Here is a 25,862-nt window from a genome sequence, read left to right on the forward strand (position 1 = left end):
TTTTTTGAGATGAGCACCGCCCTCTTCGACCTTTCCGGCCGCACCGCGCTCGTGACCGGCTCTTCCCGCGGGCTCGGCCGCGCCATCGCCGAGGGCATGGCCAAGGCCGGCGCAAAAATCATCATCAACGGCGTCGATCCCAAGCGCGTCGAGCAGGCTGTCGCCGAGTTTCGCGCCGCCGGACATCAGGCCGAGGGCGCGGCGTTCAACGTCACCGATGAGCCCGCGATCGTCGCCGCCTTCGAGCGCTTCGACCGCGAAGGGCTCGCGGTCGACATTCTCGTCAACAATGCCGGCATCCAGCACCGCAAGCCGCTGGTCGAGTTCACCACCGACGAGTGGCGCAAGGTGATCGAGACCGATCTCACCAGCGCCTTCGTGATCGGCCGCGAGGCCGGCAAGCGCATGATCCCGCGCAAGCACGGCAAGATCATCAACATAGGCTCGCTCGGCAGCGAGCTCGCGCGCCCGACGATCGCGCCCTACACCGCGGCCAAGGGCGGCATCAAGAACCTGACCCGCTCGATGGCGGTGGAATGGGCCCAGCACGGCATCCAGGCCAATGCGATCGGCCCCGGCTACATGCTCACCGACATGAACGAGGCGCTGGTCAACAACACCGATTTCAACAACTGGCTGATGGGCCGCATTCCGTCAAAGCGCTGGGGCAAGCCGGACGAGCTGGTGGGCGCGGCGATCTTCCTCGCCTCGGACGCCTCGACCTACGTCAATGGCCAGATCATCTATGTCGATGGCGGCATGATCGCCGCGATGTAATCGCGAAACCTGAGGGAACGAGACCATGCGCGCCGTCGTCATTCACGCCCCGAAGGACCTGCGGATCGACAACTATCCGGATCCCGAGCCCGGCCCGGGCGAGGTCCGCGTCAAGATCGCCAATGGCGGCATCTGCGGCTCCGACCTGCATTACTATCATCATGGCGGCTTCGGCGTGGTCCGCATCCAGCAGCCGATGGCGCTGGGGCATGAGATCGCCGGCATCGTCGCGGCCATCGGTGACGGCGTCACCGGCGTGAAGCCGGGCACGCGCGTCGCGGTCAATCCGAGCAAGCCGTGCGGCCAGTGCCTGCATTGCCAGGAAGGCCTGCGCAACCAGTGCCTCGACATGCGCTTCCTCGGCAGCGCGATGCGCTTTCCCCATGTCCAGGGCGGATTTCGCGAGTTCATCACGGTCGATGCAACGCAGGCGGTGCCGATCTCCGACAAGCTGTCGCTGGCGGAAGCCGCGGTCGCCGAGCCGCTCGCGGTGTGTCTCCACGCCGGCAAGCAGGCCGGCCCCCTCCTCGGCAAGCGCGTGCTGATCACCGGCTGCGGCCCGATCGGCGCGCTGATGATTCTTGTCTCGCGCTTCGGCGGCGCGTCCGAGATCGTCGTCACCGATGTTGCCGACGCCCCGCTCGCAGTCGCCAAAAAGCTCGGCGCCACGCATGCGATCAACGTCGCAACCAATGCCACCGCGCTCGATCCCTGGCGCGCCGGCAAGGGCGTGTTCGACACGCTGTTCGAAGCCTCCGGCAATCAGGCCGCGCTCCGCACCGCGCTCGACGTGCTCCGCCCCGGCGCGACGCTGGTTCAGCTCGGCCTCGGTGGCGAAATGACGCTGCCGATCAACTCCATCGTTGCCAAGGAATTGCAGCTCCGCGGCACCTTCCGCTTCGATCCCGAGTTCGAGCTCGCGGTGCGGCTGATGGGCGAAGGTCTGATCGACGTGAAGCCGCTGATCACGGTGACCATGCCGTTCGAGAACGCGGTCGCCGCGTTTGAACTCGCCAGCGACCGTTCGCAGTCGATGAAGGTGCAACTCACCTTCTAGGACTGTGCCAACGCGGCCATGACCTCGCGGGAGACGAAGATCTCGGCACGCTCCCACGATTCATCGTTGTCGCCGCGGAAGGTGTAGAGCTTGTCCATTACGACCTTTTTTGCGCCAACATCGATCACCGCGACCTTGGCCCATTGCACCAGCGTGCTCGTCTTCTGGATGCCACCGATGACCTTGAACGCCGCCCCTGCCTGCACGGACGGCGCAAGCCGGTAGCGCGGGTCGGCGGCGATGTCCCGTCGAAGCGCGACCATGAATGCCTGCAGCCGCTTTTCGTGGGCGCCGCTCTGGTCGGCCGGCTCGGCCGACGTATCGGTATAGCTGAAATCGTCGAGCGCAATGGCGGTGGCCTCAGCCGCTACAGCCCACCCATCGAGCCCAACGCTGAGAAGAACAAGGAAAGACAGCAACGACAGGGTACGGCGCATCGCGAACCTCGCATGAGTGAAAGGCCGCAAGCTAGGCGGACGTTTCCTGCGCCGCAGCCGGGAGGCTCCCGACCAGTTCCGGGAAAATTTCACCACGTTGCACCGCAGTAAGGGTGTCGCTTTGCGCCGGTCACGTTCTGCCCTTTAATGGGGGCGACAATTCCGTTCGCGCCAGGTGCCCGCCGATGTGGAACCGCCCGAGATTCGATCTCAAGGTCCGCCTGACCTTGCGCGTCGCCGCCATATCGGCCGCCTGCTTCGCCGCGATCTCCGCCTATTTCCTGATCACGGCCGATCGCGCGGCTCATGCGCGCATCGACGGCATCGCGGCCATCGTGGCGAAGACGCTGGAACTGCAACAGGGCAAGGTCCTGTGGGCGGCGAGCCCGCGCTCCGACTTTCCCAACCTCGACCCCGTTTCGGCCTATGTGATGACGCCGGGCCTGTGCCTGGCCTTCCGCGGCACGAGCGGTGAGATGCTCCAGCGCTTCTGTAGCGGCGCTCCGATCCCGGAGGACCCGCCGCCGCAGATCTTCACGGCGTTCTACCACAGCCTGTTCGACCCCGGCCGCGAGGCCGCGCGACCCGTGATCCTGCGCGGAACGAAGCTTGGCGAAGCCGTGGTCGTGGTCGATCCGGCCGTGCAGACGGCCGAGGCCTGGCACGAGGCCGGCCGCCTGATGCTCGCACTCGCGATCGCGCTGCCGCTGTTATGCGTCCTGGTCTATGCCGCACTGGCCCGCGCCCTGCGCCCCACCCGCATGATCCGTGCCGGCCTCGAGCGGATTGCCGCCAACGACCTCACCGCGCGGCTACCGCAATTCGATCTCGCCGAGCTGTCCGCGGTTCGCGACGTCTTCAACCATCTCGCCGAGAGCCTCGACACGGCGCTTGCCGAGCGCGCCGAGCTGACGCGAAAACTGATCGCGCTCCAGGACGAGGAGCGCCGCCATCTCGCCCGCGAGCTGCACGACGAGTTCGGCCAGTCGCTCGCCGCCATCCGCGCGCTCGCCTCCTCCGCCCGCCAGACCGCAGCGCAGGACTGCCCCTCTCTGCTCGGCGAGTGCGACGGCATCGCGCGGACCGCAACCGGCATGATGGAGACGCTGCGCGGCACACTGTTCCGGCTGCGCCCGCCTGACGTGGAGGAACTGGGACTCGTCGCCAGCCTCGAAGGCCTCGTCGCGGGCTGGAATGGACGCAGCCGCGGTGAGACCCGTTTTGCGATCCGTTTCGACGGCACGTTCGAGACCCTGCCGGCCACGATCAGCGCCAGCCTCTACCGGATCGTGCAGGAAGCGCTCACCAATGCCGCCAAGCATGCCGGCGCCACCAAGGTCAACCTGGAATTGACGATGCAGACCGATGCGATCGCACTCGCCATCGACGATGACGGACGCTCGACCGATCCCGCAGCGAAATCCGGCATGGGCCTGCTCGGCATGCGTGAGCGCGTCGCGGCACTGCGCGGCCGTCTGACTTTTGAGGCCGGCCTCAACGGTGGCTCCGCGCTGCGCGTCGTCATTCCGCTTGCAGCCGCCAATCCTCAAGTGCTGGAGCACGCGGCATGACCGCGACTATTCTGCTGGTCGACGACCATTCAGTCGTCCGCGAGGGCTATCGCTCCGTGCTCGAGAAGCAGCCGGGTCTGCGCGTCATCGCCGAAGCCGGCGACGGCGCGGAGGCCTATCGGCTGTTCAAATCCGAGGCGCCCGACCTCGTCATCATGGATCTCAGCATGCCCGGGATTGGCGGCGTCGAGGCCGTCAGGCGCATCAGGCAATGGGACAAGGCTGCCAAGATCCTCGTCTTCACCATGCATGAGAATGCCGGCTTCGCCGTGCAGGCCATCCGCGCCGGCGCGAGGGGTTACGTCACCAAGACCAGTCCGCCGGAGACGCTGGTGAGCGCGGTGATGGACGTGCTCGCCGGCAAGATCGCGATCAGTCCCGATATCGACCACGAGCTTGCGCTGAGCCGGATCAGCGGCGAGAGCTCGGCCGCCGACGTGCTCACGCCACGCGAGTTCGAGGTGCTGCGGCTGCTGCTCGCCGAAAACACGACGTAGGAGATCGCCGAGACGCTGCATGTCAGCCCGAAGACGGTCGCGAATTTGCATTCGCTGATCAAGGACAAGCTCGGCGTCGGCTCCGACATCGAGCTGGTCCGGCTGGCGCTGCGCCAGGGAATTTTGACGCAGCTCGATCTTGGCGATGCCTGAATATCAGGCGAGATAGCGCGTGAGATAGCCTTCCATGGCGTAGAGCGCGCAGAGCGCGAGGCTCGACCAGACGGCGGCGCTGAAATACAGGAACATCCAGGTCAGCTCGCCCTTCCAATGCGCGATGTCGTGGGTCACCACCCAGCGCGTCGAGACGTCATGCAGGCCTTCGAGGAAGCCGAGGAACCTGCCGCCCTCTTCGTGCCCTGCTCGCCAGCGGCTGAGATACATCGGAACGTCGACGGTGACGAGGAAGGCGAGGAAGCAGGCGATGCCGATGATGCCGGCGATCAGCGCCCAGCGCACCGGGCCCTGGAATTCCGGCATCAAGCGGCACAGCGCGATGCCGGCGAGGAAGAAGGTCACCGCCCACAGCGAGTTCTCGACCGCGTTGAAGAGGAAGTTGGTCGTCACCACCGCGTACCAGGAAAAACACTCCGCGATGATGATGATCGGCACGATCACCAGCGCGATGTTCACCACGGTCTCGGCGCCGGTCATGTGACCAAGCTGATGCAGGATGATCGCCCATTGCGCGGCGAAGCAGACCTCGGCGATGGTTGCGACTGTGCGGCCGACGAAGACGCTCGACAGCCAGGTGTCGAACAGACAGATGCGCTGCACGTCGGCGCGCGGCAGCACCGAGCGGAAGGCGCAGCCGAACACATAGCCCGCGCAGAGCAGGAACATCAGCCCGATATCCGAACCGCCGCCGACGCTGCCCGCGACGGTCGGATAGAACTCGCGGTACAGCATGAACCAGACGAGGATGTTCGCCGCACTGACAAGCGTCAGGGACCCCCACCACCACGCGAGGGGATTTGACCGTGCCTGCCACTGCAACATGAATCGCTCCGCCGTAGTCAATATGACATCCAACGGTAGTAATTCTGTCATAAATCAGCAGCACGGCGCGACAAAAATCTGCGTGACGGCGCTGTCATAATTGGCCGGCGCGTTGTCATAATTGCGAAGGCGACGGCGTTTCCAGGCTTATTCCGGGGGCGCCACTTCCGAGGGCGCCCCCGAATCACGCGGGGACTTATTTCTTCAGTCCACCGACATACGCAGCGAGCTTATCCAGCGTCTGGTAGCCGTATTCAACGGCGCCGAAGCCGATCATGCCGTCGCGCTGCTCGGTGCTCGCTGCCAATTGCCGCATCATCAGCACGGTCTTGCCGTTGCTCTGCTCGGCAAAGGTGATGGTGAAGCGGAACATGCCGGGGTCATCGTCCTGGTCGGCGCCGTGGTCCATCTCCATGAAGGACGGCCGTTCGATGCGGCGGAAGCGCATGCGGTTCGAATAGACGGTGCCGTCGGGACCGATCATGTTGAAGCGCCAGACGCCACCGACGCGCACGTCGATCTCGAAGGTCTCGATCTTGAATCCCTTAGGCCCGAACCATTGCGGCAGATGCTTTGGGTCGGACCACGCCTCGAACACCAGATCGCGCGGCGCGTCGATCACGCGCGACATCACGATCTCGCGGTCGATCGACCATTGCGACAGGGCAGCGTTGGCAGCATTCGTCATCACGCGGTACCTTTCCGTTTGCTTGGCTTGTTGGTGGTCTTGTCGGTCGTTTTCGACGGCCGCTTGGCGGCCGCCCTCTCCTTCTTGAGCTTCATCACGTAAGCCTCGAACCGGTCGAGCCGCGTCTCCCAGATCGCGCGCTGGTGCTGGAACCAGTCTTCCGCACCGACGAGCGCATCCGGACTGAGGCGGCAGGTGCGCACGCGGCCGGACTTCTCCGACTGCACGAGCCCGCTCACCTCCAGCACGTGGATGTGCTTCATGAAGCTCGGCAGCGCCATCTCGAAGGGCTCGGCGAGCTCGCCGACCGAGGCCTCGCCGGCGCACAGCCGCATCACGATCGCCCGCCGCGTGGGATCGGCGAGCGCTGCGAAAACCTGGTCGAGCTGGGGTAATTGGTTAGCCATGTAGCTAACTATAAGCCCGCCGCGAGACGGCGTCAATGATTGTTAGCTCACAAGCTAAGTATTTTTTTGGACCACCGGTACGGAACCCGCACGCGCAATCGTGAATTGGACGCCAGCATGCCCCCGCTAAACTGGTCTCCGGGGGCGCATCGTATGATTCACCGGATCACGTGCCGCCTGTTGTCATCTCGTCACCGCAAATCACAAGGCGATCCCTCGCCCGCGCCGCGCTTGTTCCCTTCGCGGCCGCGCTGGCCGGGCCACGCCGCGCATCGGCGGATTCGGACATGATCGCGCAGATGCGCGACATCGTCGCCGCCGAGCTCGCACCGACCGCGACGCCGGAGCATCCGGGCGGCCTTGCGGCTGCGCTCTATGCCGGCCGCCATGTCGAATTCTTCACCTACGGCTTCGCAGACGACGCTACCAAGCGGCCAGTGACGCCGGACACGCTGTTCAACCTCGCTTCTTTGAGAAAACCGTTCGAGGCGGCGCTGGTGGCACTCGGCACGCTCCGCGGCGAGCTGCGGCTCGACGATCCCGTGCCCAAATATCTGCCGGAGCTCGACGGCGACTACATCCGCCACGTCACCGTCGGCGAGCTCGCCTCGCACACCTCGGGACTGCTGCTGCCGACCGATCACCCACCCTGGCCGAATGATTCCTACTCCCAGGTGCAATTCATCGCGATGCTCAACGCCTGGACGCCGCCCGCGGGCGTCGCGCCCGGCAAGCAGCGCATCTACAGTCATGCCGGCTACGTCCTGCTCCAGCTCGTGCTCGAGCGCTGCTATCGCACGCCGGTCGCAAGACTGATCGAGAGCCGTATCCTCGCGCCGCTCGGCATGCATGCGACCTCCATTCCCGAACGCGGACCTGACAACCGCGCGATCATGGACGACGACGCGATGCAGCGCGTCGTGCTGGGCTATTCCGACCAGGGCACCGCGATCGGACCGATCGGCGATCAGCAGAGCTATTTCGACTTCCCCGGCGCCGGCCAGATGTTCTCGTCCGCGCGGGATCTTGCAGCCTTCGTTGCGGCCGCCGTCGACGGCCGTTCGATCGATCCGCAGCTGCGCGAAGCGTTGCGCATGACACAGCGCGAGAGTTTCCACGTCGACCAAAGGTTCGGCCAGGCCACGTTCGGCCAGGCCATGGCCTGGGAGACCGTGCACCTTCCCGGCGTCACCGTCGTCGACAAGCCGGGCGGCCTCAACAACGCCTCCGGGTATATCGGCCTGGTGCCGGCGCACCGGATCGGCATCGTGCTGCTCGCCAATCGCGGCGAATATCCGCACGAGATTGCACGCTACAGGATCCTGCCCGCGCTGGCGCATCTCGTGGTCGCGCACGGCGGTTGAGCGTCAAAGCAGAAAGCCCCGGCTAAGCCAGGGCTTTCCACGCGAAAACCGGAACGGGATGCCGATCAGTATCTGGCGACGACCGGTCCGCCGAACTTGTAGTTCACGCCGACGCGGACAATGTTCGACTTGATGTCGAACGAGTGGGTGTAAGCGTTGGCCGGGAACGAGATAGCCGGGACGAACGCGGCGAGGTTCGTGCTGGTTGTGCTGGCTCGGCCGAGATCGACATAGAGATATTCGGCCTTGAGCGACCAGCCGCCCCCGAACGCGTATTCGGTGCCGACGCCCGCGGTCCAGCCGACCCGCGTGTCCCGGATCGTGCTTGACTCGGTTGCCGCAGCGAACGTGTCGGTGAAGTTGAAATTGCCCTTCACTTCTGCGATCGCCGCGCCGCCCGTGGCGTAGAGCAGCCAGGTCGGAGCCGCCAGGACGCCGATGCGGCCGCGGATGGTGGCGAGCCAGTCGGCCGATACCTGCGATGACACGGTGAAGCCGGTCGGCGCGCAGCAGGGATAGAGCGCCGAGCCCGACGCACTGCCCTTGAAGCCGAAATAGTTGATGTCGCCTTCGAGGCCGAGCACCGCGCGATCGACCTGCCAGTTGTAGCCGGCCGTGAAGCCGCCGGTCACGCTGGAGCTGTTGACGCCCTGGGCGCCGACCGCGGCGATGGCAGGAACGCTGCTGGCCGCGAAGTAGCCCGTCGGAGAGAACACGGTCGAAGTGCTCGGATCGGCGCTACCCCACTGCCCGCCGACATTGCCGCCGACGTAGAAACCCGTCCAGTTGTAGGCCGCCGCCATCATCGGCGCCTTGGTGTAGTGTGCCGCGAGGTCGGCGGCCTGCACGGACGCGGTGCCCAAAATAGCCATCGCTGCCGCCAGCAAAAACTTCGTCATTCCAGTCTCCTTGCCCCACGCGATCGAACCGCGCGTTTTCCGAATGCACCGGCCGGGTGTTTCCGGCACGGGCTAGGCATAGGCGGGCACACCGCGCAGCGTCTTGGGCTGCCGCGAAGTTCGCATGGACTGTGACGTAGTGTGCGCCGGAGTTCGTACAGATGGATGACGGGTGTGACCCAAGGGCCACGCCCCATCTTTCGTAGGCGACGCACGATGCAGGGCCGTGTCGCGCCACGCCAAGATCGAGAGAACGCGACTCGAACGAGCCCGCCTCAGACCGAGCGCGTCAGCCCGCCGTCGACGCGGATGTTCTGGCCGGTGATGTAGGCGGCGCCGTCGGATGCCAGGAACGAGACCGTCGCGGCGATCTCCTCGACCTTGCCGTAACGCTTCATCGGCACGCTGTCGCGGCGCGCATCGGTTTGCGGCAGGCTGTCGATCCAGCCCGGCAGCACGTTGTTCATGCGGATGTTGTCGGCCGCATGGGTATCGGTGAAGATCTTGGTGAAGGCCGCGAGCCCGGCGCGGAACACCGCCGAGGTCGGAAACATCGCGCTCGGCTCGAACGCCCAGGCGGTCGAGATGTTGATGATGGCGCCGCCCTTCTGCGCCTGCATCGCCGCCATCACCAGCCGGGTCGGACGGATCACGTTCAGCAAATACGTGTCGAGGCCGAGGTGCCACTGCTCGTCGGTAATCTCGGTGATCGACGCACGCGGGCCGTGGCCGGCGCTGTTGACGAGCACGTCGATGCGTCCCCACTTTGCCAGCGCGCCGTCGACGAGGCGCTTCAGATCGTCATTGGATGTGTTGGAGCCGGTCACGCCGAACCCGCCGAGTTCGGCCGCGAGCGCCTCGCCCTTGCCGGAGGACGACAGGATCGCGACACGAAAGCCGTCGGCCGCGAGCCGCCGCGCAGCCGCTGCCCCCATGCCACTGCCGCCTGCGGTGACGAGTGCGACCTTCTCTGCTGCCATGACCGATCATCCCTGTGATAGCGTTGAGGCGAACCGAAGGTTGGCCTGTTATCAGGCCTTCTACAGCCAGACTTGCCCGCAAACCAGACTTGCTAGCAGATCCATCGCCACGAGGCACCACGACATGAGCGATTTGCAGATCCGCAATCTGCGTCCAGATGAGATCTCCATCGCGATCGACTGGGCCGCGGCGGAGGGGTGGAATCCCGGCCTGCGCGACGCCGCTTGCTTCGCAATCCCGGACGCGAGCGGTTTCTTCGTCGGCGAGATCGACGGCGAGCCTGTCGCGGCTGTCTCCTGCGTCAATTACGACGACCGCTTCGCCTTCCTTGGCTTCTACATCGTGCGCGCAGGCTTTCGTGGCGGAGGTCACGGCCTGCGCATCTGGAATGCCGCGATCGCGCATGCGGGCTCGCGCGTGATCGGCCTCGACGGCGTCGTGGCACAGCAGGACAATTACAGAAAATCCGGCTTCCAGCTGGCCTACGCCAATATCCGCTATGGCGGCACCATCGCCGCACCGCCGAAAGCGCGGGCCGATGTCGTTGCGCTCGACACGATCCCGTTTGCGCTCGTGGAAGCCGACGATACAACCGTCTTCCCTGCCCCGCGCGCGGCCTTCCTGCGCGCCTGGATCAGCACGCCCGGCCATGTCGGCCGCGCACTGCTGCGCGACGGCAAGCTCGCCGCATGGGGGGTGATCCGCCCCTGCAGGACAGGCCACAAGATCGGCCCGCTGGTAGCCGATGACCGCGCCGCGGCGGACGCCATCCTACAGGCTTTGCTGGCGGACAGCGGAAGCAGCGAGATTGTGCTCGACATCCCCGCGGTGAACCGCGATGCTATGGCGCTCGCGGAATCCCTTGGCCTGAAGCCGACATTCGAAACGGCACGAATGTACACTGGAGCAGTCCCGTCACTGCGGCTCGACCGCGTGTTCGGCGTAACCAGTTTTGAACTGGGCTAGTACCGACTCTCAATCCGCCGGCTTGAAATTTGTAATCTGTTTCACGTTCCCGTTCCGACACCGCGGGTATTGGTGGTTGTATCCGGCGATTTTGTCGGGCGGCTCGACGATCATTTTTCTGACCATCGATGTTTCATTCGAGAGAGGATTTCATGACCGAAGCCAGAAGCAAGGCACGCCCTTCTCATGACACGGCCGACCAGATGCAACGCCCCACAGTCGCGGCTGCGCTGGTGCTTGCCGTTGTGACGGCCTTTGGGCTGCACGCGCTCGTCTCGGCGCCAGCGCTGCGCCAGGCCGCCGAGGCGGAGCTGGCGCGCGTCATTGCGGATGAGGATCGAGATGTCTGCGGTCGGTTCGGGCTGCGCCCGGGAACGACCCCGTTTGTGGCTTGCAGCCGCGAACTCGCGAATGTCAGGCGGAAGCAGTCCGACCGCGACCAAGCGACTGCGGCAGGAATCCTCTAACGCATTCAGTGATGCCGTAGGCCGCTCAGTAGCAGCGCATGATGTTGACGGTGTGCTCGCCGCCGCCGCGGCCGGGCACCGTCACGGATTCCGTCGGACAGCTCGGCACATAGGGCCGGTCGGACGGCACGACGTTCGGCGGGAAGCGATGCGCCCAGTCCCAGGGAACGTCGTAGGTGTAGGTATAGCGAACGTCGTTGGTGACGGGCTGTCCGGCATCGGCGAAAGGCTCGCTGTACGCCGCGCCGTCGTTGAAGAACCCGCCGCCGCCCGGCCAATAGACGAAACGATTGTTGCGGCCGCGGAACCGCGCGCCCGGCGCGATCGGCGGACGTACTGCGGCCGGCGGTGCGGCAGCGGTCACCATGCCATGCGGGGCGCCGCCGCCCGGTCGTGCAAAACTGTCGCTGGAGCTAAGGAGCAGCGCGGCTGCGCTGAGCGAGGCGAGCAACGCCCCATTTGATCTGGACATCATGATACGCACCAACTCGTTTGGCTTCGCAGATAGCGGCTCCCCACCGCACGCTAGGCCGGGCTGTCGCCCACCCGCAAACGTATAATTAATTGTTGGTTAAGGCACGGGATTAACAGGGAACCCGGTGCGGCAGAACGCCCGGAATTTCGCCTGGCTTAGGGGACTCGTTCCCGGGAATGCCGCGTCAGCGGCCCTGCTGCTTGCGCAGCCAGTCCAGCATGTCCTGCGCGTTTCCGGTGCCCTGCGACACGATGGCGGTGTTGCCGCCGCTGCGGCGATAGACCGTGGTGCGGCCGAGTTCCTTGTCGAGCTTGACCTCGGCCTGCGCCGGATCGCCGCTTTGCGTGATGATTGCGGTTCCGTTTTCGTCCTGGACCACGGTGGTGTGACCATCACCGCTCTCGCCGGCGCCGGCTGGCGCCATCGCAACTGCGGTCATGAGGGTCATTCCGGATGCGAGCAGGAGGAACTTCATGTCACACCTCTTCATCTCGATCATCGTCCAAACTGAAAGATCGACAGCCAGTTGAAACGCCCGAACTGCCTGACGGCTCCCGTGTTCATGTCGCCGATCTGAAGCAGGAGCGCATTGGTCGTATTGCCAACCTGGGTGATGTCGGCGATGTTGCTGACGCCCGACTGTCCGATCAACGCGTTGGTCGTATTGCCGACCTGAATCACGTTGACATAGTTGCGCGTCCCGTTCTGGACAATCGTGGCATCGACGGTCCCCGTCCCGATTTCGATCACGCGCGCAATATTGATGCTGCTGTTCTCCACGATCGTGACCGGCTGCGGGTTATTGCCGAACTCCACGATCGTCTCGATACTCACGCTCCTGTTGCTCCAGGAGGAGCCGGGCCCACCAATGGCCGGCAATGGCCTGGATCCTGCGGACGCCTCGGACGCAACGCTGATGGCGACGAGCAACGCCGCCAATGCCAGGAGCCTTTGACCGTATCTCATCGCCTCGCCCCATCAGCTCACGGACTGGTCTGGATCACCGTCGATGAGTTGACCGCACCGAATTGCGCGATCGCCCCCGTATTCATGGCACCGAGCTGCGACACGAGGCTCGTCGCCGACTGACCGGCCTGGCCGACAAAGGCAAAATTGTTCATGCCCGTCTGGCCGACCGAAGCCGATGTCGTCCCGCCGAATTGCAGGACGCCGACCGCATTGTTGCTTCCGTTCTGGGTGACGGTCGCGCCGGTGTTGCCGCCAACCTGGAATATGCCGACCATGTTGAGCGAGCTGCTCTGGTTCACGACGACGGGCGGCCCGTTGACCGAGACGATCGTCTTGATGTCAGCGCCCTGCGCCCGCGCGGGGCCGTCCGCGGCGAAACAGGAGACGAGAACCACCGTCGCAACGACCAGAAGATGCTTGTTCATCATATGCCTCCACAATATTTGCCGAGTCACCACACGATCTCAGGTCACGGAGCCTGCTGCAAAATCGTGGAGCCGTTCAGAATGCCAAGCTGGGACACCCCGGCGGCGTTGTTCAAACCAATCTGGCCAATCAAGCTCGTGTTGGCGCCTCCGACTTGGCCAGCCGTAGCGATATTGGTCGCGGTGGGCGTCGTGCCGCCTTGTCCAATCGTCACTGAATTGACCGACGAAGATGAACCGAGTTGCACGCTCGATGCCTGGTTGAAGGCCCCGAATTGCAGCGTCGTCGCAGTGTTGTTCACCGGGCCGGTCTGCGCTGTGGACGAGAGATTTGTCGCACCGAACTGCAGCACGCTAACCGAGTTGGCGGCTTGGGCATCGACAGAAGCCAACGCGCTGAACATGACTGCCGTCGCGAGTAGATAGTTGATCCGCATGTGAGTTCCTCCGCTAGGAGCAGCTTTTCGATCCGCCGCTCCACCAAGAAGTCTGGTCGTAGCCGTTGAAACATAACTCTGGGTACGCGGCACGCGCGCACCCAGAGGTACGGGGCTGGTTAGTGCTGCGTGATGGTGCTGAGGTTGAGTCCGCCACCGAGCTGCCCGACGGCAGCGGAGTTATTCGGCGGGAGGCCGAAGAGCGTGGTCTGGCTGATCCCGCTGGTGTTGTTGCCGGTGGCAACCTGCCCAGTGGTGGCCGAGTTGCCCAAGACGCCAATCTGGGTGACCGAGCTGGCATTGTTGAGCGACGGAGAGGTCGTGCCCTGCATGGTGCTCGCGCTGTTCACGAAGCCGAGCTGGGACGTGGTCGAGGAGTCATTCACGTGGCCCTGCTGATTCACGGTGGAGCCGTTTGCGATACCGATTTGAACGGTGGTCGCGGTATTGGCAGCCTGAGCCGCGGACGACAGAGCGAGCATGGCAACGGAAGCAAAAAACAATTTGCGCATAGGAAATCCCTTTCTAGCCGAGTTGTCTGACTGGGTTCGGATGCCGTCTTGGAGGAGGCCGACATCGTGGGATCACTCTGAACCGATCGTGCTCCGCGCGACAGACTGCAGTTCATGCTAATCGGTAAGGACTAGACGTCGTGCGACAAGTCGCCGCTCGAAACCCTAGTTGCGCGGTTGTCCCGCAGCAGCGCGTGCCGCAACGTCGCGCTCCATGCTGTCGACCAGCCGCACCACTTCGATCGGCGAACGCAATTCCAGCTTGCGCATCATCCTGGCGCGATGAACTTTCGCTGTCACTTCGCTTACGCCAAGTCTTGCCGCGATCTGCTTGGCGACGAGCCCCTCGGCCATCAACAGCATGATTTCGCGCTCCCGATTCGTCAGCATCTCGACGCGCTGCCTTGCATCGCGCACGGCATCTTCGCGCTCCATTCGCCTGCGATCGCGCTCGATGCCGTGCCTGATCGCATCGAGGATTTCCTGCTCGCGAAAGGGTTTCGGCAGAAACTCGACTGCACCGCGCTTCATGGCCTCGACCGAGACGCGGACGTCGGAATGACCGCTGATGAAGACGATCGGAATGCGTACGCCCGTCTCGGCCAGCCGGCGCTGAAGCTCGAGGCCGGTGGGCGACGTGCCGGGAAAGCGGACGTCGAGCACGAGACATGAAGGACCGTCGGAAAGAGTCTCTGCTAGAAACTCGTCTGTCGAGGCAAACAATTTGACCTGGTGTCCGGTTTCCTCGCAGAGACTTCCAATCGCATTTCGAATCTGAACTTCGTCGTCAACGATATAAACTGTGGCTTGAGCCGAACTCATGGCAACGGACTCCCCGGCTTGGGGCTCGATGAGCAAGCAACGAGCCATCCATTCTTCTTGCAAGCGATAACAAGGTGCTTGGATGAATTCGCAGGGATCGCGCGAACAGCGTCGGTCCACCGGTTCGATGTCTTAGGGCCATCACGCCCTGAAGACGAGTGAAGGCGTTCACATATCGGGCTTCGTGATGGGAAAGCTGCGATCGCGCCGGCGGCGGCATCGCGGCGAGATGCGGCATAGAGAATGCGGCAATCCTGCATCGTGGCCGCGGTATCGCCGACTGCGTCATGGCGTCGCCACCCATGCGCCGACTTGAACGCCGCTCGCTGGCCGCTTCGGCCAGATCATACGGGAGGTTCAGTCAGTCAATCGAGTTCGATACCGCGCGCCTCATATCGATACGCCCCGTATGGATTCGCGGCAAGTCACGAAAGGTCGCGCCCCCCGGGCTTTACTTCTGGATCGTGAATCACGCCCGACCGTCGGCCCTGCCGCGACGACATATTGACGATCGATATCGCCTCGGATGATTTGCAACCATAGCGCGATGTTCGAATTTGCCGCCAACAAAGCCATTTCAAGAAGGCGGGTTTTTGATATGCGATTTGTGCCAATTATTGCCTTGCTCGGAACTGCATGCGGCCTCGCCGCGACATACGCCACAGGGCCGGCCGCCATCGCCGGCGCCGCCGGCAGCGCGGCTGACAAGGCCGCGCGCGCCTATGACTCGACGAAGCGCCTCCTGGTGCCCGCGACAAGCGAAACCCCGACCTTCGGATCGGACGCCCCCGTGTTCCGTTATGCCGCGATCCAGCGCGGCAGCATCGAGCAGACCGTCACCGTCACGGGCGCGCTGCAACCGGTCAAGACGATCGAGGTCGGCTCGCAATTGTCCGGGCAGCTCGCCCGCGTCTATGTCGACTTCAACGACACCGTCAGCAAGGACCAGCCGCTTGCCTTGATCGATCCCCGCAGCTTCGCGGCCAAGGTCGACGAGGCCAAGGCGGCGCTGGCGGTCGCCGACTCCTTCGTGGACATCGAGCGAGCCAAGCTCGATCGCGCCAGAATCGATCTGCAAAACGCCAAGGGCAGCCGGGACGTGCTCGTCGCCAAGCTCGACAGCGCCCAGGCGGTCAAGGCCTCGGCGCAGAAGACCTTGCAACGCAAGCTGGCGCTCCAGTCGCAAAATGTCGTGGCAACGTCCACCGTCGACGACGCGCAGACGGAATTCACCGCGCGCGTGGCCCAGGAGCGCGAGGCCGAGGTCCTCATGTCCCTGAATGCCTACGCCGTCGACGGTGCGCAGGCCGACGTCCGCCGGATCGAGGCCGAGCTGGACCAGGCCCGAATGGCGGTGCCGGAGAAGGCCGCCGTCCTTGCGGCGGCCCAGGCCGATCTCGACCGCACCGTGATCCGCTCGCCAATCGACGGCGTCGTAGTCGGCCGGTTCGTCAATGAAGGCCAGACGCTGGCGGTCGGCCTCGAATCCCGCACGACCTTCGTGGTCGCCCACCGCCTGGAGGACATGGAGATCCACGCGCAGGTCGACGAAGCCGATATCGGGCGCATCGCGCCGGGCCAGCGCTCCCACTTCACGGTCGATGCCTATCCCGACCGGCGTTTCGAAGCAGCGGTACGGCAGGTGCGCAAGGCGCCGCAAAACCAGCAGCACGTGGTCACCTACACGGTCGTCCTGTCGACCTCCAATCTCGACGGCGCGCTGCTCCCGGGAATGACCGCCCTGGTCAAGATCGTGATCGAGCAGCAGGACAACGTGCTGAAGGTGCCGCTGGCGGCGCTGCGGTTCCAGCCTTCGGGCGCGCGGGCGGACACAGCTCCCGGACGCAGCGGGGTCTGGCTGCGCGCCGCCAACGGCGCACTTCAGCGCGTCCCCGTGACCGTCGGCGCGGCGGGTACGGAACAAGTGGCACTCAAGAGCGGAGAGCTTGTCGAGGGCAGCCAGGTCGCCATCGGACAGGCGATCCGGCCGGCCGGCATGGAAATTCTCGGCATCAGGTTCGGATCATGACAGCGACCCTGCCCCTCATCAGTCTCCGATCCGTCGGCAGGACCTACCGCACCGACGGGATCGCGGTCACGGCGGTGCGCAATGTCAGCTTCGACGTCGATCAGGGCGAGATCCTCGCCGTGATGGGGCCATCGGGTTCCGGCAAGTCCACGCTGATGAACATGATCGGATTGCTCGACCTCCCGAGCGAGGGTGCGATCTATCTCGAGGGGACCAACGTCGCCGACCTCTCGGAAGACCGCAGATCGACCTTGCGCGCCCGCAGCATCGGTTTCGTGTTCCAGTCCTACAATCTGCTCGCGCGCCACAACGCGATCGAGAACGTCGCCCTGCCGCTGGTCTATTGCGGCGTGGGCCACAAGGAACGCCTTGGCCGCGCCGAGCAGAGCCTGGAAGCCGTTGGCATGCTGCACCGGGCGCATCATTTTCCGCGGCAATTGTCGGGCGGCGAGCAGCAGCGCGTCGCCATTGCGCGCGCGCTGATCGCCTCTCCGCTGATCATCCTCGCAGACGAACCGACCGGCGCGCTCGACAGCCGCACCGGCGCCGAGATCCTGGCGCTGTTTGCCGCACTCAACCAGCGCGGCCAGACCGTTGTGATGATCACGCACGATCCGCGCATCGCGATGCAGTGCCGGCGCACCATCCGCCTGCATGACGGCGAGCTCGTCAGCGACGAGACGATAGCGCCGTTGCTACCCAGACGGAGCATTGGGTCATGACGATGCTTCAGGGATTCCGGATCGCTCTGCACGCCTTGCGCCTCAACCCGCTGCGCAGCTTCCTCACCATGCTCGGCATCGTGATCGGCGTTGCATCGATCGTGACGGTTTTCGCGATCGGCGCCGGCGCGCAGTTGCGGCTCCAGGAGCAGATCCGCTCGATCGGCGCCAACGTGCTGATGATTATGCCCGGCGCAGTCTACCAGGGCGGCGTGCGCCTCAAGGACGGCAGCAAGCTGACGATGACCGAAAGCGATGTGCAGGCCATCCTCGAGCAGATCCCGGAAATCCAGGCGGCGGCCGGCTCGATCGCCGGAACGGCGCAGGTCATCCATGAAGGCAAGAACTGGAACACGACGATCAACGGCACGACGACCGGCCATTTCATGGTGCGCGACTGGCAGCTTTCCTCGGGACGCTACTTTTCCAACGCCGAGGAGGCCGCCGCCGGAAAGGTCGTGATCCTCGGAAGCACCGTTGCGCGCGAGCTGTTCGCGCCAGGCGACGATCCCATCGGCGCGCAGATCAGGATCATGAAGGTCCCGCTCGAAGTGGTCGGCGTGCTCGATCGCAAGGACCCCGCGCAGGACGATGTCGCCTTCGTCCCCCTCACCACGGCCAAGCTCCGGTTCCTCGGCAGCGCCAGCAACATCAACCGGGATTCGGTCGCCTACATCATTGCGAAGGTGGCCGCCGACGGCCAGATGGCGGGGGCGCGATCCGAAATCGAAAGCCTGTTGCGGCAGCGGCATCGCGTCCCGGCCGGTCAGGAGGACGACTTCAAGGTCCAGGATCCGGCCGCCGCCATGGAAGCACAGCAGGGAGCGATCCGCACCGTCGCGCTCCTGCTCGTCGCCATCGCCTCGGTCTCGCTGCTCGTCGGCGGCATCAGCATCATGAACGTCATGATCGTGTCAGTGACCGAGCGCACCCGCGAAATCGGCATCCGCCGCGCGCTCGGCGGGCGGATGCGGGATATCCGTCTCCAGTTTCTCTGCGAAGCGCTCGTGCTCTGCCTTCTCGGCGGCGCCATCGGCGTCCTCGGCGGCGTCACGCTGTCGATGACGGTCGCGCGCATGGCCGGCTGGATCACCTCGATCGACAGCGAAGCGATTGCCCTGGCCCTCGCCTTTTCAATCGCGACCGGCCTCATCTTTGGTTTCTATCCTGCACACAAGGCGTCCAAGCTCAGTCCAATCGAGGCGCTCAAGACGGAGTGAGAACATGCTGGGTTGGCCACGACATCAAACCAGAGGCCAGGGAGGAGCAAGTCATGAGCCCGGATACGAAAGATTCGATTACGCCGACGCCGCGTGAGCGCGAGCTGATGATGCTCATCGCGCGCGGACTGCAGAACAAGAACATCGCCTACGAGCTCAAGATCTCGGAGAACACGGTGCGGGCGCATATCGGCAACATCATGCGCAAGTACCGCCTTCATAATCGAACGCAGATCGCGATCGTCTATGCCCTGAAGGCAGCCCCGCTTTCGCCACGGCGCGATCCGATCAGGAGCGGAGCCAGCCCGGCAGAGGTCAAGCCGGTACAGGTGCTCGCACAAAATCCCCAAGTGCCGACCGTCCCGGAATGACCGTCCCGGCCACAACACCTTGCGTCACCCGTCGGGCAAAACACCGGAGCACTGGGTCAAGAGTGCAGCAGCAAAATATTTCTCTTTATTCGAATTCGGAATTTTGTTAGAGATTAGTCACTCCGGCCCAAGGAAGAGGGGCGTATCGCGATCGTCACGAACGCGGGCCGGGCGGCGGTGGACGCAGGTCGCATCGGCGCGAAGAATTTTGCAGGGCGGGCAACCGTGAGCAAGAACGTCGCGCGCACGACCGGTGTGATCTGCGTACGGCAAAATCGTGTGGTCCTGGCGCCCGGGGTCTGTGCGCCAAGTGTTGCGGTGATGCGTGGTGTCCAACCGGACATGCGTATCAGTCATCCGCGAGGCGACGGGGGCAATAGTGCATCGCTCCCCGGGGAGAGCACGACATAAGCCGTTCCAACCCCTGCGCAGGGAAGGCCGGGATGCCTCCGGCTGCCCTGTTACCCGCTGTGCAGTGTAGCGCAATCTACTCATGGCATAGCGGTCAATGGGAGCCAGCCGGCTCCCGGCCTTCCCTGCGCCCTCTTTCAATGGAGGGTTAAGGCGACCAAGCAAAGCTCGGGCGAGATGAGCCGCGAGGATGCGAAGGTGTGTCTGCGGGCGTCGTAGGATGGGTAGAGCACTTGCGAAACCCATCATGTTTCCAGGCCAACAAAAGCGTGATGGGTTTCGCTTCGCTCTACCCATCCTACGAGCTACGAGCTGCCCCAGCGGAGGGATTCTGGATTGCTTCGCTGCGCTCGCAATGACGAGTCCGTGACAATGATGCCACCCTCTCCAACCCTCTTGCACGCACAGCAGATCTTGTAACAAAACTGTCATGCAGCAAAACTAAACGAATGCCGGGGCCGCGGTTCGGCGGCCAAGCCGCCTCACCGCTAGGAGATTTTTGATGCGCCGTTCACTGGTGTTGCTGTCAGCCGGGCTGACAGTGCTGTCCACCGGATTTGCCTCCGCTGAGAATAACACGCCCCGCAACCTGATCCTGTTCATCCCCGACGGGCTGCGTGCGCTGAAGATCACGCCCGAGACCGCGCCGGCGATGGCCGAGGTCCGCGACAAGGGCGTCAACTTCAAGAACTCGCATTCGCTGTTCCCGACCTTCACCATGGCCAATGGCTCGGCGATGTCGACCGGTCATTATCTCGGCGACACCGGCGTGTTCTCCAACACGATCTGGACCAACTACACCTCGGTCCCCGCCGGCGACACCGTGGTTCCCTTCATCGAGAACGACGCCGTGCTCGGCGACATCGACGAGCATTTCAAGGGCGACTATCTCAACGAAGAGACCGTGTTGAAAATGGCCCGCGACAAAGGCCTGAGCACGGCGGCGATCGGCAAGGTCGGCCCGACCTATCAGTGGGACCACACCGATCATCCGGAGAAGCCAGGCAAGCACTCGATCGTCATCGACGATGCCACCGGCAGCAAGGCCGGCGTGGCGCTGTCTGACGAGATGAAGGATGCGCTGACCAAGGCCGGTCTCGCCCTCACCGCTCCCGGCCGCGGCGACAACGGCAAGGCGGGCGATGCCAAGACACCCGGCACCACCACGGCCAACGTGGTGCAGCAGGCTTATTTCGCCGACGTCGCCACCAAGGTGGTGCTCCCGATGTTCAAGGCGCGCAACAGGCCGTTCGTGCTGGTGTTCTGGTCGCGCGATCCTGACGGCACCCAGCATAACCAGGGCGACAGCCTCAACCAGATCCTGCCGGGCATCAACGGCCCGAGCACGATGGCGAGCATCAAGAACGTCGACAACAACCTCGCCCAGCTCCGCAAGGCACTCGACGAGCTCGGCCTCGCCGCCAACACCAACATCATGATCCAGGCCGACCACGGCTTCTCGACCATCTCCAAGGAGAGCAAGACCAGCCCCTCGGCCAAGGTCAGCTATGACGACACGCCGAAGGACTTTTTGCCGATGGGCTTCCTGGCGATCGACCTTGCGAAAGCGCTCGACCTGCCGCTGTTCGACCCCAACGACAAGAACGCGGCCGTCACCGGCAACGCCCATCCGAAGGCCGGCAACGGCGTGCTCGGCAAGGATCCGACCAAGCCCGACCTCGTCGTCGCCACCAACGGCGGCTCGGACCTGATCTACCTGCCGAACAAGGACAAGACGCTCGCGGCCAAGACCATCAAGGCCTTGATGGAGCAGGACTACGTCTCCGGCCTGTTCGTCGACGACCAGCTCGGGCGTTTCCCCGGCACCCTGCCGCTGTCGAGCATCAATCTGCGCGGCAAGGCGGCGACGCCGACGCCGGCGATCGTCGTCAACTTCCGTTCCTATGCCAGCGAGTGCGGCGAGGCGCCGACCAACTGTTCGGTGCAGGTGGCCGACACCGTGCTGCGCCAGGGCCAGGGCATGCATGGCAGCTTCAGCCGCGGCGACACCTACAACTTCATGGCTGCGATCGGACCGGACTTCAAAGCCGGATTCGTCGACGAACTGCCAGTCAGCAATGCCGATGTCGGCATGACCGCGGCCCAGCTCCTCGGCCTGCGCGGCTCGGAGAATGGCGGTCTGGTCGGCCGCGTGATGTCGGAGGCGCTGCCCAACGGCGTCGTGCCGAAGGCGTTCAAGGCCGTGGAGAAGTCGAAGAAGAAGTCCGAGAACGGTCTCGAGACCGTGCTCAACGTCCAGCGCGTCGGCAGCCAGCGCTATTTCGATGCCGCCGGCTTCCCCGGCCGCACGCTGGGCCTGGAGCCGGACGCCGGCAAACAAAAAACGGCGGGGAAATAACCCTGCCGCTTCCTGTCGCGCCTCGCAAGGGGCGCGACAGATCTCTACTGGTTCTTACATTCCCAGTCTTTTACATTCCCAGTCTTTTACATTCCAATGTCGAACACGTTCGGCAACTGGCCCGCCAGAGGCAGCGCGGTGGCGCCCAGGAAGGTCGCCACCATCGCCATGAGGCGACGATTGTTCTGGCGCTTGCCGCGCATCTGGCCGGCGATCCATTCCAGCATCTCGCTGTTGACCTTCGAGGCGTAGGACGGCGCCCAGCTCTCGATGTCCTGCGCCAGCGCGACGTTGCGCGGCGGCACTTTCAGGCCGGAGGCGCTCGCAGCGTAATGAGCCACGGCCTTGGCCAGCAAATCGTCGAACCGGCCACCATCGGTGCGCTCGGTCGCGGCCTCGTTGATTTCGAACAGCGCCTCGGCTTCGGCGCGGCTCACCGGCTGGTCGTTGACCGCGGTGGCGGTCAGGATCCGGGCGCACCAGGCGGTGTCATCGGCATCGAGCGAGCGGGAAAAGTGCACCCGGCCCTTGGTGGTCGGGCCTTCGCCCGTGATCACGCCGTCGCGCACGACGGAGAGGGCATGAGCCGCGGTATCGCGGCAGGACGGTTCGAGGGACGGCGACTCAACTGATTTAGGCGCAGCGGCGGACATAGTTCACTTCCAGATTTCTTCTGATCGACCAGCATTTTCATGCGGGCGTAAAGGGGTGGTTAACGATTCGATATGGGGATCGCGACTTTTCTCAATGGTTGCCGATTAGTCGCTATGAGGACCGTTTCGGTTCCGGAGAGCGTCGGGCGAGCGTGATGCGGGTCATAAAAGGCTTTATCGGGGCAATCCAGCCCGGTCGGCCCGGTGGAGATGTTTCGCCGCAGGTGCCCCTGTAACAGAAAGGTGCTAGGAAATCGGCCCTTCAGAGAAGGAATTCACATTTTACTTGAAGCGGTTCAGTTGACGTTCACTTGGCCTCGCGAAGACCCTATACTGATGTTGACGGCCAGACAGTAATTCCCAAGCAAATTCAATGCGATGAGGTAGAGCCATGACACTTCCGATCGGCACGACCGCCCCCGACTTCGAAGCCGAGACCACCGAAGGGAAGATCAAGTTCCACGACTGGATCGGCAACAGCTGGGCGCTGCTGTTCTCGCACCCCAAGGACTTCACGCCGGTTTGTACGACCGAACTCGGCGCTCTCGCCAAGTTGAAGCCGGAGTTCGACAAGCGCGGCGTCAAGTTGATGGGCCTCTCGGTCGACCCGGTCGACCGCCATTCGAAGTGGTCGGAGGACATCAAGGAGACCCAAGGTGCCGCCCCGAACTACCCGATGATCGGCGACACCGATTTCAACGTCTCGAAACTCTACGGCATGCTGCCGGCCTCGACCTCGGGCGATCCCCTCACCCGCACGCCGGCCGACAACCAGACCGTCCGCAACGTCTTCATCATCGGGCCGGACAAGAAGATCAAGCTGGTGCTGGTCTATCCGATGACCACGGGCCGGAATTTCCAGGAGATCCTGCGCGTGATCGACTCGCTCCAGCTCACCGCCAAGCACCGCGTCGCGACGCCGGCCGACTGGTCGCAGGGCGAGGACGTGATCATCGCAGGTTCCGTCTCGAACGACGAGGCCAAGACGATCTATCCGCAGGGCTGGAAAGAGCCGAAGCCCTACATCCGGATCGTGCCGCAGCCGAAGTGATGGCTTAGCCGGTCACACGATCCGCCACCAACAGACCCGCGGTCGACGAGACCGCGGTCACCGCCGCGCCCCAGCCGACGTCGACGAACGCGACCGGCCAGCTCCAGTGCTTGAGCAGCGCCAGCGCGGTGAGATCGAACGTTGCATAGCAGAACAGCCCGAACAGCGCGCCATAGAGCAGCGTCGACTGCCATGTCGCGCCGGCTGAACCGCTGACGAAGATCAAAACGCCGCCGACATAGAGCAAATAGAACAGGATCGCCGGCACCGGCTTCAGCTCGCCCAGCATGTCGCCAACCTGCGCGGTGAAGAAGCCCTTGGCGACCAGCCCGAGGAACACGAAATCCAGCCCGGTCAGGACGATCAGGGTTGCGACATAAAGTACGGCGATGCGGTTCACTGGCGGCCTCCCTGCCCTCAGATCAGTGGGCAGTCACCGTCAGTTACGTCACGGCGGGCCGATGGTTTCAGTCCGCAATTCCCGGATCAAGCCGCCTGCACGCGATCGAGGAAGCTGTCGACCTCGGCCTTCAGATGCAGGCTCTCGCTCGACAGCGCCTGGGCGGAGGCAAACATGCGGCTCGAGGTCTCGCCGGTCTCGCTGGCGCCCTCGGCCGCATGACGGACATTGACGGCAACATCGGCGGTGCCCGTGGCCGCAGCGCGAACGCTGGCGGCGATGTTGTGGGTTGCGCTGCGCTGCTGCTCGACCGCAGCCGAAATCGAGCTCGCGATGCCGCTGATGCGCTCGATGGTCCCAGTGATCGCCTTGATGGCGGTCACCGACTCCTCGGTCGCAAGCTGCATGCTCGCGATCTGGGTCGAGATCTCGTCGGTCGCCTTGGCGGTCTGGCCGGCGAGCGTCTTGACCTCCTGAGCCACCACCGCAAAGCCGCGCCCAGCATCACCCGCACGCGCGGCCTCGATGGTGGCGTTCAGCGCCAGCAGATTGGTCTGCTCGGCGATCGAGGTGATCAGCTTGACGACGTCGCCGATGCGGGAGCCTGCTGCCGAGAGCTGCGCGATGCGCTGGTCGGTGGCCTCGGCCTGCTGCACCGCCTCGGCGGAGATCGCGTTGGATTCCCGCACCCTTCGGGTGATCTCGGAGATCGATTGAGACAGCTCGTCGGAGGCTGACGCCGCCGAACGGACGTGGTCGGAGGCCTCTTCCGACGCGCCGGCCGATTTCGCCGACAGGTCGGCGGTGGACCGCGCGGTATCGGTCAATTGCCGGGCCACACGCTCGAACTCTCCGGAGGAGTGCAGCACCTTGTCGAGAATGCCGCCGACGCCGCTGCGGAACTCACCGACGAAGTTGCGCAGATCGGCCTTGCGCTGCTCGGCCGCCGCAGCCGCGGCTTCCGCCTGCTCGCTGCGCATGCGCGCCCGCTCCAGCGAATTGCTCTTGAACACCGCGACCGTACGGGCGATCTCGCCGATCTCGTCGGCACGGTCGTCGCAATCGATCGCGACGTCGTTCTGGCCGTTGGCGAGCGCCGTCAGCGAGCGTGTGACCGAGGTGAGCGGCCGGGTGACGCGGCGGACGACCAGCATGGTGAGCACGAGGACCAGTAGCGCGGCGATGCCGGCCGCAACCGTTATGCTCTCAATCGCCTGGGCCAGCATGGCCTCGAACTGTGCCATGGGGATGCCGACATAGAGAATGCCGACGACCTTGCCGGTTGCATCCGCGATCGGGAAATAAGCGGTCATGAAGGACTTGCCGAACAGCGTGGCCGGCCCCTTATAAGCTTCGCCACGTCGCAACACGGCTTGCGCCGGATGGTCAGCAGCAAGCTGGGTGCCGACGGCGCGGTCGCCATTCTCCTTCTTCACATTGGTCGAACGGCGGACGAACTGCCCGCTCGCATCGTCAAACACGAACAGGGTGGCATTGCCGCCGACATAGGACACTGCCCGATCGACGATGGCGTGATCTCTGAAGTCCGGCATCTTGGCGATCTCGGCACGCGCCACCGCGCCATCCCGCATGGTGATCCTGGCGTCGGGAACGATTTCGGCGAAGGCCAGGGCCAGCGTGCGCAGGCTGACCTCGATGTCGCGCAGCGCGCGATCGTTGAATTCGGAGTTGAGCGACCAATAGCCGGCGCCGACCACCAATGCAGTGTTCATCGCAATCAGCAGCACCGCGCACAGGACGGCCTTGGTACCCAGCTTGAATTGCGGCACGAACTTCGCCGTTAATGACCTGGTCATGAATGGAACTACCCCCGTAATTCCTGCATATTCATGCAATCCGCTTACGACCTCATTAACGCTGGTTCACAGCGCCAAA

27 protein-coding genes and 2 pseudogenes are annotated in these 25,862 nt (G+C 64.2%); 13 read left to right on the forward strand and 16 right to left on the reverse strand.

Annotated elements, in window-relative coordinates:
• Positions 1 to 9 precede the first annotated feature (9 nt).
• Positions 10 to 777, forward strand: a complete 768-nt coding sequence (locus V1280_RS09920) for an SDR family oxidoreductase (RefSeq protein WP_334522401.1) — start codon at positions 10 to 12, stop codon at positions 775 to 777.
• A gap of 25 nt (positions 778 to 802) precedes the next feature.
• Positions 803 to 1,834, forward strand: coding sequence for an L-idonate 5-dehydrogenase (locus V1280_RS09925; RefSeq protein ID WP_334522404.1), 1,032 nt, complete (start codon positions 803 to 805; stop codon positions 1,832 to 1,834).
• A gap of 5 nt (positions 1,835 to 1,839) precedes the next feature.
• Here the strand turns inward: V1280_RS09925 and V1280_RS09930 are convergent.
• Positions 1,840 to 2,271 (reverse strand): annotated as a pseudogene (locus V1280_RS09930) (DUF2380 domain-containing protein); the annotation flags it as partial.
• Positions 2,272 to 2,456: 185 nt separating this feature from the next.
• Between V1280_RS09930 and V1280_RS09935 the strand changes: the two are divergent.
• Positions 2,457 to 3,842, forward strand: coding sequence for a sensor histidine kinase (locus tag V1280_RS09935; protein ID WP_334522409.1), 1,386 nt, complete (start codon positions 2,457 to 2,459; stop codon positions 3,840 to 3,842).
• Positions 3,839 to 4,492 (forward strand): annotated as a pseudogene (locus tag V1280_RS09940) (response regulator). Before V1280_RS09935 ends, V1280_RS09940 begins: the two are co-directional and overlap by 4 nt.
• A gap of 3 nt (positions 4,493 to 4,495) precedes the next feature.
• Here V1280_RS09940 and V1280_RS09945 read toward each other — a convergent pair.
• The 3 genes from V1280_RS09945 to V1280_RS09955 form a co-directional block, all read right to left on the reverse strand.
• Positions 4,496 to 5,338, reverse strand: coding sequence for a hypothetical protein (locus V1280_RS09945; protein WP_334522411.1), 843 nt, complete (start codon positions 5,336 to 5,338; stop codon positions 4,496 to 4,498).
• Positions 5,339 to 5,534: 196 nt separating this feature from the next.
• Positions 5,535 to 6,026, reverse strand: coding sequence for an SRPBCC family protein (locus V1280_RS09950; protein WP_334522413.1), 492 nt, complete (start codon positions 6,024 to 6,026; stop codon positions 5,535 to 5,537).
• Positions 6,026 to 6,433: an ArsR/SmtB family transcription factor gene (locus V1280_RS09955; protein WP_334522415.1), complete on the reverse strand. Its 408-nt coding sequence runs from the start codon at positions 6,431 to 6,433 to the stop codon at positions 6,026 to 6,028. The genes V1280_RS09950 and V1280_RS09955 overlap by 1 nt, the downstream gene beginning before the upstream one ends.
• A gap of 287 nt (positions 6,434 to 6,720) precedes the next feature.
• On the opposite strand from V1280_RS09955, the gene V1280_RS09960 reads away from it, so the two are divergent.
• Entirely contained in the window at positions 6,721 to 7,797 is a 1,077-nt protein-coding gene (locus V1280_RS09960) for a serine hydrolase (RefSeq protein WP_334522418.1), read from the forward strand.
• 65 nt (positions 7,798 to 7,862) lie between these two features.
• Here the strand turns inward: V1280_RS09960 and V1280_RS09965 are convergent, their stop codons facing one another.
• Positions 7,863 to 8,696, reverse strand: a complete 834-nt coding sequence (locus V1280_RS09965) for an outer membrane protein (protein WP_334522421.1) — start codon at positions 8,694 to 8,696, stop codon at positions 7,863 to 7,865.
• Positions 8,697 to 8,971: 275 nt separating this feature from the next.
• Positions 8,972 to 9,676 carry an SDR family oxidoreductase gene (locus V1280_RS09970; protein WP_334522424.1) on the reverse strand — a complete coding sequence of 235 codons (705 nt, stop codon included), beginning with the start codon at positions 9,674 to 9,676 and terminating at the stop codon, positions 8,972 to 8,974.
• A 124-nt stretch (positions 9,677 to 9,800) separates the two neighbouring features.
• On the opposite strand from V1280_RS09970, the gene V1280_RS09975 reads away from it, so the two are divergent.
• Both V1280_RS09975 and V1280_RS09980 read left to right on the forward strand, forming a co-directional pair.
• On the forward strand, positions 9,801 to 10,643 hold the full coding sequence (locus tag V1280_RS09975) for a GNAT family N-acetyltransferase (protein ID WP_334522427.1): 843 nt from the start codon (positions 9,801 to 9,803) through the stop codon (positions 10,641 to 10,643).
• Between the two features lie 152 nt (positions 10,644 to 10,795).
• On the forward strand, positions 10,796 to 11,110 hold the full coding sequence (locus V1280_RS09980) for a hypothetical protein (protein ID WP_334522429.1): 315 nt from the start codon (positions 10,796 to 10,798) through the stop codon (positions 11,108 to 11,110).
• A gap of 25 nt (positions 11,111 to 11,135) precedes the next feature.
• On the opposite strand, the gene V1280_RS09985 is transcribed toward V1280_RS09980, so the two are convergent.
• The 7 genes from V1280_RS09985 to V1280_RS10015 form a co-directional block, all read right to left on the reverse strand.
• Positions 11,136 to 11,585, reverse strand: coding sequence for a hypothetical protein (locus V1280_RS09985; protein WP_334522432.1), 450 nt, complete (start codon positions 11,583 to 11,585; stop codon positions 11,136 to 11,138).
• Positions 11,586 to 11,769: 184 nt separating this feature from the next.
• On the reverse strand, positions 11,770 to 12,060 hold the full coding sequence (locus tag V1280_RS09990) for a hypothetical protein (protein ID WP_334522435.1): 291 nt from the start codon (positions 12,058 to 12,060) through the stop codon (positions 11,770 to 11,772).
• A 20-nt stretch (positions 12,061 to 12,080) separates the two neighbouring features.
• On the reverse strand, positions 12,081 to 12,419 hold the full coding sequence (locus V1280_RS09995; protein ID WP_334522438.1) for a curlin: 339 nt from the start codon (positions 12,417 to 12,419) through the stop codon (positions 12,081 to 12,083).
• 149 nt (positions 12,420 to 12,568) lie between these two features.
• Positions 12,569 to 12,979, reverse strand: coding sequence for a curlin (locus V1280_RS10000; protein ID WP_334522441.1), 411 nt, complete (start codon positions 12,977 to 12,979; stop codon positions 12,569 to 12,571).
• Between the two features lie 44 nt (positions 12,980 to 13,023).
• A complete protein-coding gene (locus V1280_RS10005) occupies positions 13,024 to 13,416 on the reverse strand; it encodes a curlin (protein WP_334522444.1) in 393 nt (130 codons plus the stop codon).
• 119 nt (positions 13,417 to 13,535) lie between these two features.
• The gene (locus tag V1280_RS10010) at positions 13,536 to 13,928 is read right to left on the reverse strand and encodes a curlin subunit CsgB (RefSeq protein WP_334522447.1); all 393 of its coding nucleotides are present in this window, start codon (positions 13,926 to 13,928) and stop codon (positions 13,536 to 13,538) included.
• 165 nt (positions 13,929 to 14,093) lie between these two features.
• On the reverse strand, positions 14,094 to 14,750 hold the full coding sequence (locus tag V1280_RS10015) for a response regulator transcription factor (protein WP_334522450.1): 657 nt from the start codon (positions 14,748 to 14,750) through the stop codon (positions 14,094 to 14,096).
• A gap of 598 nt (positions 14,751 to 15,348) precedes the next feature.
• Between V1280_RS10015 and V1280_RS10020 the strand changes: the two genes are divergently transcribed.
• The 5 genes from V1280_RS10020 (at position 15,349) to V1280_RS10040 (ending at position 21,862) form a co-directional block, all read left to right on the forward strand.
• Positions 15,349 to 16,779 (forward strand): efflux RND transporter periplasmic adaptor subunit, encoded by a 1,431-nt coding sequence (locus V1280_RS10020; RefSeq protein WP_334522452.1) that lies wholly within the window; start codon positions 15,349 to 15,351, stop codon positions 16,777 to 16,779.
• On the forward strand, positions 16,776 to 17,501 hold the full coding sequence (locus V1280_RS10025; RefSeq protein WP_334522456.1) for an ABC transporter ATP-binding protein: 726 nt from the start codon (positions 16,776 to 16,778) through the stop codon (positions 17,499 to 17,501). Before V1280_RS10020 ends, V1280_RS10025 begins: the two co-directional genes overlap by 4 nt.
• Positions 17,498 to 18,721, forward strand: a complete 1,224-nt coding sequence (locus V1280_RS10030; protein ID WP_334522459.1) for an ABC transporter permease — start codon at positions 17,498 to 17,500, stop codon at positions 18,719 to 18,721. Before V1280_RS10025 ends, V1280_RS10030 begins: the two co-directional genes overlap by 4 nt.
• A gap of 53 nt (positions 18,722 to 18,774) precedes the next feature.
• Positions 18,775 to 19,092, forward strand: a complete 318-nt coding sequence (locus V1280_RS10035) for a response regulator transcription factor (protein WP_334522462.1) — start codon at positions 18,775 to 18,777, stop codon at positions 19,090 to 19,092.
• A gap of 913 nt (positions 19,093 to 20,005) precedes the next feature.
• On the forward strand, positions 20,006 to 21,862 hold the full coding sequence (locus V1280_RS10040) for an alkaline phosphatase family protein (protein ID WP_334522465.1): 1,857 nt from the start codon (positions 20,006 to 20,008) through the stop codon (positions 21,860 to 21,862).
• 86 nt (positions 21,863 to 21,948) lie between these two features.
• On the opposite strand, the gene V1280_RS10045 is transcribed toward V1280_RS10040, so the two are convergent.
• The gene (locus tag V1280_RS10045; protein ID WP_148777003.1) at positions 21,949 to 22,515 is read right to left on the reverse strand and encodes a hypothetical protein; all 567 of its coding nucleotides are present in this window, start codon (positions 22,513 to 22,515) and stop codon (positions 21,949 to 21,951) included.
• Positions 22,516 to 22,906: 391 nt separating this feature from the next.
• Here V1280_RS10045 and V1280_RS10050 point away from each other — a divergent pair, with 391 nt between their 5' ends.
• Complete coding sequence (locus V1280_RS10050) at positions 22,907 to 23,566, forward strand: peroxiredoxin (RefSeq protein WP_148777002.1); 660 nt, start codon at positions 22,907 to 22,909, stop codon at positions 23,564 to 23,566.
• Between the two features lie 4 nt (positions 23,567 to 23,570).
• Here the strand turns inward: V1280_RS10050 and V1280_RS10055 are convergent, their stop codons facing one another.
• Positions 23,571 to 23,966, reverse strand: a complete 396-nt coding sequence (locus V1280_RS10055) for a DUF2177 family protein (protein ID WP_334522474.1) — start codon at positions 23,964 to 23,966, stop codon at positions 23,571 to 23,573.
• 86 nt (positions 23,967 to 24,052) lie between these two features.
• Entirely contained in the window at positions 24,053 to 25,783 is a 1,731-nt protein-coding gene (locus V1280_RS10060; protein WP_334522477.1) for a methyl-accepting chemotaxis protein, read from the reverse strand.
• Between the last annotated feature and the right edge of the window lie 79 nt (positions 25,784 to 25,862).

The organism is Bradyrhizobium sp. AZCC 2230 (assembly GCF_036924495.1).
GTDB lineage: Bacteria > Pseudomonadota > Alphaproteobacteria > Rhizobiales > Xanthobacteraceae > Bradyrhizobium > Bradyrhizobium rifense.

Excerpts from the sequence above, each read along its gene's own strand:
- V1280_RS09990 (WP_334522435.1), bottom strand. The coding sequence starts at position 12,060 with ATGAAGTTCCTCCTGCTCGCATCCGGAATGACCCTCATGACCGCAGTT.
- V1280_RS10005 (WP_334522444.1), bottom strand. The coding sequence starts at position 13,416 with ATGCGGATCAACTATCTACTCGCGACGGCAGTCATGTTCAGCGCGTTG.
- V1280_RS10010 (WP_334522447.1), bottom strand. The coding sequence starts at position 13,928 with ATGCGCAAATTGTTTTTTGCTTCCGTTGCCATGCTCGCTCTGTCGTCC.
- V1280_RS10025 (WP_334522456.1), top strand. The coding sequence starts at position 16,776 with ATGACAGCGACCCTGCCCCTCATCAGTCTCCGATCCGTCGGCAGGACC.
- V1280_RS10035 (WP_334522462.1), top strand. The coding sequence starts at position 18,775 with ATGAGCCCGGATACGAAAGATTCGATTACGCCGACGCCGCGTGAGCGC.
- V1280_RS10015 (WP_334522450.1), bottom strand. The coding sequence starts at position 14,750 with ATGAGTTCGGCTCAAGCCACAGTTTATATCGTTGACGACGAAGTTCAG.
- V1280_RS09970 (WP_334522424.1), bottom strand. The coding sequence starts at position 9,676 with ATGGCAGCAGAGAAGGTCGCACTCGTCACCGCAGGCGGCAGTGGCATG.
- V1280_RS09965 (WP_334522421.1), bottom strand. The coding sequence starts at position 8,696 with ATGACGAAGTTTTTGCTGGCGGCAGCGATGGCTATTTTGGGCACCGCG.
- V1280_RS09985 (WP_334522432.1), bottom strand. The coding sequence starts at position 11,585 with ATGATGTCCAGATCAAATGGGGCGTTGCTCGCCTCGCTCAGCGCAGCC.
- V1280_RS09975 (WP_334522427.1), top strand. The coding sequence starts at position 9,801 with ATGAGCGATTTGCAGATCCGCAATCTGCGTCCAGATGAGATCTCCATC.
- V1280_RS10045 (WP_148777003.1), bottom strand. The coding sequence starts at position 22,515 with ATGTCCGCCGCTGCGCCTAAATCAGTTGAGTCGCCGTCCCTCGAACCG.
- V1280_RS09980 (WP_334522429.1), top strand. The coding sequence starts at position 10,796 with ATGACCGAAGCCAGAAGCAAGGCACGCCCTTCTCATGACACGGCCGAC.
- V1280_RS10060 (WP_334522477.1), bottom strand. The coding sequence starts at position 25,783 with ATGACCAGGTCATTAACGGCGAAGTTCGTGCCGCAATTCAAGCTGGGT.
- V1280_RS09920 (WP_334522401.1), top strand. The coding sequence starts at position 10 with ATGAGCACCGCCCTCTTCGACCTTTCCGGCCGCACCGCGCTCGTGACC.
- V1280_RS10020 (WP_334522452.1), top strand. The coding sequence starts at position 15,349 with ATGCGATTTGTGCCAATTATTGCCTTGCTCGGAACTGCATGCGGCCTC.
- V1280_RS09950 (WP_334522413.1), bottom strand. The coding sequence starts at position 6,026 with ATGACGAATGCTGCCAACGCTGCCCTGTCGCAATGGTCGATCGACCGC.
- V1280_RS09945 (WP_334522411.1), bottom strand. The coding sequence starts at position 5,338 with ATGTTGCAGTGGCAGGCACGGTCAAATCCCCTCGCGTGGTGGTGGGGG.
- V1280_RS10030 (WP_334522459.1), top strand. The coding sequence starts at position 17,498 with ATGACGATGCTTCAGGGATTCCGGATCGCTCTGCACGCCTTGCGCCTC.
- V1280_RS10000 (WP_334522441.1), bottom strand. The coding sequence starts at position 12,979 with ATGAACAAGCATCTTCTGGTCGTTGCGACGGTGGTTCTCGTCTCCTGT.
- V1280_RS10040 (WP_334522465.1), top strand. The coding sequence starts at position 20,006 with ATGCGCCGTTCACTGGTGTTGCTGTCAGCCGGGCTGACAGTGCTGTCC.
- V1280_RS09935 (WP_334522409.1), top strand. The coding sequence starts at position 2,457 with ATGTGGAACCGCCCGAGATTCGATCTCAAGGTCCGCCTGACCTTGCGC.
- V1280_RS09955 (WP_334522415.1), bottom strand. The coding sequence starts at position 6,433 with ATGGCTAACCAATTACCCCAGCTCGACCAGGTTTTCGCAGCGCTCGCC.
- V1280_RS09925 (WP_334522404.1), top strand. The coding sequence starts at position 803 with ATGCGCGCCGTCGTCATTCACGCCCCGAAGGACCTGCGGATCGACAAC.
- V1280_RS10050 (WP_148777002.1), top strand. The coding sequence starts at position 22,907 with ATGACACTTCCGATCGGCACGACCGCCCCCGACTTCGAAGCCGAGACC.
- V1280_RS09960 (WP_334522418.1), top strand. The coding sequence starts at position 6,721 with ATGATCGCGCAGATGCGCGACATCGTCGCCGCCGAGCTCGCACCGACC.